Below are 5,544 nucleotides of genomic sequence, written 5' to 3'. Positions count from 1 at the left end.
TGTTTGAAGCGTAGCGAGTTCTTTATTTCTCATCAACAAAACAAAGGTGGGTAAGTGAGGACCCAGTCGGCGGTTTTCTTTGTTTACTTTCTTCAACTGAAGGAAGAATTGTAGCAGAGCGAAAATCATGAACGCCAAAAATTAAATTCGTGAACTAAAGTAAAAGCCACTGCGGCTTGAGCTGACGTCGTGAGAATAAAAATTATATATGATTACCCTGTTTGGGTATAAATCCGTCATTTGAGCAACACCAAAAAATCTTACCTTTGCGGGCTATGAATATTTTCAATAAACTGAGTGCAAAGGAAGCCCGTACATTTCGACTACACCTGTTTTATAGCAGTATCGACGGCATAGCGAGCGGAGCTTTGATACTCAATGAGTTTATTTTTATAAAATCGCTTAAAGGCTCCAACGTGCAGCTGGCATTTTTATTCCAGTTTAGCATGGTGGTGTTTTTATTTGCCATGCTGGCCAATGAGGTAATGCGACGCTTTACTAACCGTAAACGGTTTTTAAGAGTTACCGGCATTATTACACGTTTACCATTGGTTGGTTTTGCACTTTTTCCCAACGTGACAGGTGAAAATGGTTTATCGCCGATCTATCACCTGATATTCCTAAGCGTGTTTCTATTGTTTTATACATCAAAAATTGCGGTTGTACCATCCATTAATCAGTATCTGAAAGGCAATTACCGGCACGAATTATTCGGGAAGCTTTTTGGCTATGCTACTACATTGAATAAGATATGCGTACTGGCATCTACTTTCCTGGTTGGTGAATTGTTGCACTATAATCCTAATTCATACAAGCTTTTTTATCCGGTAGTAGGCGTGTTAGGTGTAGTTTCGGTTTACCAGCTAACCAAAATTGATTTTATCCAAAAAGCTGAAGAAATAACAAAACCGATCTGGCATGCGGTCGGTGATTCGTTTAAGCGAATTCTTGAGATATTAAGAAACAACAAGCCTTTCAGGCATTTGGAGATTGGTTTTATCTTATATGGTTTTGCCTGGATGAGCACCCATGCCGTAGTAACCATCTTTTATAAGGAAGCACTGGATGTTAACTATCCAACTGTGGCATTTTATAATATCTTGTTTAACCTGGTTGCCATTTTATTATTACCGCTATTTGGAAAATTGATCGGTAGTCGTGATCCACGACGATTTGCTATCATCACCTTTGGTTCACTGATGCTGTTTATTGCCTTTACGGCATTAACCGAGTACTTCCCATATTATGTTGAAGTTTGGAACTATAAACTATATTATCTGTTTTTAGTGGCTTTGTTCTTTAATGGAGTATTTACAGGCAGTATGCCCATTTTATGGGGTATTGGTAGTAGTTACTTTTGTAAGCCACATGAAGCAGCAGATTACCAGTCGGTTCATTTGTTTCTTACAGGTTTCAGAGCATTGTTTGCACCCATAATTGGTATCAAACTGTATGAATGGTACGGGTTTAGTTTTACTTATGCCGTAGGAATTGCCTTGTTGGTAATAGCAATAATATTAATGATTTATTCAGAAAAGTATTTTTCAAAAGCAAAAGAATTTGGATAGAGTGGGGAGGACAAACCCAAAACTCAGAACTTAAAAACCCAAAACAATATAAAAGCATGTATTCCGGTAATATCACAAAACTTTATCTGATCAAAATTGCCAAGTGGTTTATGCTGACCATGCCAATTCTGATGCTGTTTTTCCAGGATTTAGGATTTACTGTTGAAGAGTCGTTTCAGTTAAAGGCCATTTATAGTATTGCCATTGTTGTATTTGAGATTCCATCCGGATATGCGGCTGACGTGTTAGGACGTAGACGAACCTTGATTATTGGAAGCATTCTTGGGACATTAGGTTTTGCGATTTACTCCTTCACTTCCGGTTTTTATGCATTTTTGGCTGCAGAATTAATTTTAGGTATTGGTCAGAGCTTTATCAGTGGTGCCGATTCAGCGATGCTTTATGATAGTTTAAAGGCTGACGGGCGTGAGAATGATTACCTGAAATATGAAGGTCGAAACTTTTCCGTTGGTAACTTTAGCGAAGCCATTGCTGGTTTTATGGGGGGTGCTTTGGCTGAAATCAGCTTACGCACACCTTTCTTTTTCCAGACAGGTATAGCTTTTATTGCCGTGCCGGCTGCCTTTATGCTGGTTGAGCCACAATTATATACGCGCACACAAAAGGCTACGTGGAAAGATATCATGAATGTGGTGAAATATGCCATGGTCACGAATCGCAGCTTACGTTATAATATTATCTATTCATCGATTATCGGATCAGCTACCCTAACTATGGCCTGGGTGTATCCGCTTTATTTAAAGGAGGTCGGCTTCAGGGAGATTCATATCGGATCGGCAAGCACCGTTTTAAACCTGGTGGTGGGTATGACAACTCTTTTTGCTTATAGGATAGAACAGAAGCTGCGGCCCAAATCAACAGTATGGGGAACCACTCTCGTGATTACAGGAGCTTTCATCGCAGCTGGTTTACTACATTCTCTATATGTATTACCTGTTCTTGTCTTCTTTTATTTTTCGAGGGGTATTGCCACACCTGTTTTAAAGGATTATATCAATCGTATCACATCATCTGACATTCGGGCAACAGTTTTGTCTTTACGAAGCCTGATTATCAGGGCCAACTTCTCTATTCTGGCACCATTATTTGGTTATATGACCGACCGGTTGACATTGAGTCAAGCCTTTATAATTATAGGGATCATCTTTATGGTACTGACAGGTTCGAGTATCTTTTTATTCCTGAGATCGTTAGAAAAAGATCAATCTTAGACATTTTTATTATTTTCGACGCCACATTTTTAACAAACATAGTGCTTCAGGCACATATACCAAAGCCCAACTTATGAGTACAGTTTACTTTGAATTACCCCTTATCGAATGGATCGGCTACGCAGCTTCAACGTTAGTTTTAATATCACTAAGTTTATCATCCATTGTTAAACTTCGCATATTTAACCTGATTGGTGCGGCTTTATTTTCGTTCTATGGTTTCTATATCGGAGCTTTACCGGTTGGAATTATGAATCTGCTAATTTGTTTTTTCAACTTGTATTACCTGCGATCATTATTATTTAAGAAAGAAATTTTTGAAGGTGTTTGGTTGGATGCAAAGGATGAATATCTGAAACTATTTCTGAATTATCATCTTAACGATATTAAACGTTTCTTTCCTTCATTTGAAATTGACCAGAAAGATGATTGTCAGGTATTGATGGCTGTACGCGATATGAAAGTAGCTGGTGTGATGTTGCTTTCGAAACCGCAGGAGAACAAAGCTAATGTGATATTGGATTATGTAACACCTCAATATCGCGATTACAAAACAGGTAAATATCTTCTTCGAAAATTTAGAGATGAATTAACTGTTAAAGGAATCAATCAACTGTGTGCTCGATCTGAAAACGCCTTGCATGTGAAATATTTGCAAAAGATTGGATTCAGAACAGACGGAGAGGCGTTTGTTCTGGATTTAACAGACGAATGTTCATAAAACACTCTTCTATTTCAACCGAACAATAAGTACTTGTTTAGTTTTCTACATTTAGGCGGTTAAAATTTAAGCTAACTAAAACCCATGATGTATGAAATTTTCAAAACAAGTATTTATCACATTAGTAACTGCTCTTACTTTCTTTCTGTTATGTTTTAGTACCGGTTGTTCCGATAAAAAGGAAAGTGCTCCCGGTTTCATTACCATTGTTGGAATGAACATTGACTTTGGAACTGTTGGACTCAATGCTCCGTCACCAGCGCAGGAAATCAGAATTCTTGGAAGTGGTATTACTAAAGATATTACTGCGACAACTTCTGACAACTTTGAGGTATCTCTGGATGGTAACACCTTTAGTTCAGAAATTACTATAACAGCGCAGCAAGCCAATTCTGGCGCCGAATTGCAAGTTCGTTGTTCACCTTCTAAAACAGGTTCGCTGGAAGGTTCCTTAACTGTTTCAGGCTACATCAAAGAAGAGCTTAGCAGCCACCTGACTGCAAATGCTGTTGAAAAACTACGCATCATTGAAACTTTTAGTGATCAGCGTTTGGCATTTGGTGGAGGACATTCTCAATCAGCCGAAGGAACGTTTACCTTTCCGAACAACCCTGATAAAGTGGAATCCATTACAATGTATATTAAATTGAAGTGTCCGGATGGTGGATGCAATGCCTGGGATGTATTTGCCAATATCAGAATCAAACACCCGGCAAAGGATGACTGGATGGAATTAGGACGCTATATAACGCCATATGGCGTTGACAACCACCAAGTGGTCAAAGGATTTCCTATTGATGTAACTGATTTTAAAAGTTTACTGACAGGGAATGTAACCTTAAAATCCTTTATTGAAGTATGGGGTGCCGATGGTTGGCTTTTGGATGTGACTTTTGAGATAGTTGAAGGCATGCCTGATTATAAATATTACCAGATTAATGAGTTGCTTGATTATGCCAATCACAGTTTGGCAGGAGTGCCTTATGGTGAGACGCATACATTTGATCTCGAAAAATGTGTAACGATCCCAGAAGGCGTAGAACAAACAGGTTTTCGCACAACCATAAGTGGTTGGGGACATGCCACACCTGCAGATAGTGATGACCGTCCTTGCGCCGAATGGTGCTTCCGAACACACCATATTCATATAGAAGATGCTCCTTTTTTCACACATGAGTTAAAAGGTATTGGCTGCAACAGTAACAAAGTCAGTCCTCAGAGTGGCAACTGGCAGCCCGATCGCGCAGGCTGGTGCCCGGGCATGGAAGTACCGGTTCGGCATGATGTATTTTTAACCTCTATGTCAGGCGAATCATTTTGTTATAAATATGTATTTGCCCCATGGACCAATGATATGCAATCTTCGGCCGACAACAAACACGCCTATTATGCTATTTCGAGCTACGTGGTAGTGAAAAGTAACGAGCCAATTAATGCAGTTTTAGTCGACTGATTAGCATTCGAAGAAACAAGCATTTCCAAAACTTTAAACCTTGGAAAAGATTAGCATCAATAACAATACTATTCAATAAAATCCCGTAATTCTCTTTTACAAGCTCTTTGATTACGGGGTTTTATTGGCAAAGATTCCTGTTGTTTGAGTCTGTTGTACAAATCATGGCACATCACAATACCTTTACCCAGAAGTTCCTTTTTCTCTTTACGGGTGATGGACGACAGACAGGTAATGGGATGGAGGTTTTCCAGTTCGATCCAGTCTTTCAAATTTCCTTTAGCAGGATAATCCCAACTTAAAAGTGTTAAGCCATAGTCACGACCAAATTTTATGGCATCCTCGGTAAATCGGGTATTGGTAATGATCCAGCCTTGTGTGTTAGTGTTTTTTAGTTGATCATCAAAGTTTCGAACCCGGTTAAGGTCATCAAAACGTGATCGGATGTACATCGGAACTTTCACATTGGTTTTTGTGCCCTGGTAATTATGAAATTTACACTCAACAAATATATGCCGGTGTTCATTAGTAGCAACCACATCTATTTCATGTCGCACACTGTAACCATCC

General features: G+C 39.1%; 5 protein-coding genes. 4 read left to right on the top strand and 1 reads right to left on the bottom strand.

Going from position 1 to position 5,544, the window contains the following annotated elements; translation table 11 throughout:
* The first annotated feature begins 275 nt into the window (after window positions 1-275).
* From AC4MRQ_RS24700 to AC4MRQ_RS24685, 4 genes are all read left to right on the top strand, one after another.
* Window positions 276-1,568 carry an MFS transporter gene (locus tag AC4MRQ_RS24700; protein WP_491200403.1) on the top strand — a complete coding sequence of 431 codons (1,293 nt, stop codon included), beginning with the start codon at window positions 276-278 and terminating at the stop codon, window positions 1,566-1,568.
* A 56-nt stretch (window positions 1,569-1,624) separates the two neighbouring features.
* Entirely contained in the window at window positions 1,625-2,800 is a 1,176-nt protein-coding gene (locus AC4MRQ_RS24695; protein WP_491200402.1) for an MFS transporter, read from the top strand.
* 73 nt (window positions 2,801-2,873) lie between these two features.
* Window positions 2,874-3,521: a hypothetical protein gene (locus AC4MRQ_RS24690; protein WP_491200401.1), complete on the top strand. Its 648-nt coding sequence runs from the start codon at window positions 2,874-2,876 to the stop codon at window positions 3,519-3,521.
* Between the two features lie 91 nt (window positions 3,522-3,612).
* Window positions 3,613-4,974, top strand: coding sequence for a peptide-N-glycosidase F-related protein (locus AC4MRQ_RS24685; RefSeq protein WP_491200400.1), 1,362 nt, complete (start codon window positions 3,613-3,615; stop codon window positions 4,972-4,974).
* Between the two features lie 68 nt (window positions 4,975-5,042).
* On the opposite strand, the gene AC4MRQ_RS24680 is transcribed toward AC4MRQ_RS24685, so the two are convergent.
* Window positions 5,043-5,544 (bottom strand): PDDEXK family nuclease (locus AC4MRQ_RS24680; protein ID WP_491200399.1); only part of this gene is annotated, 502 nt, incomplete at its 5' end.

Source organism: Carboxylicivirga sp. (assembly GCF_982718395.1).
The sequence above is the reverse complement of the archived record's forward strand: the minus strand, read 5'-3'. Positions and strand labels throughout refer to the sequence as shown.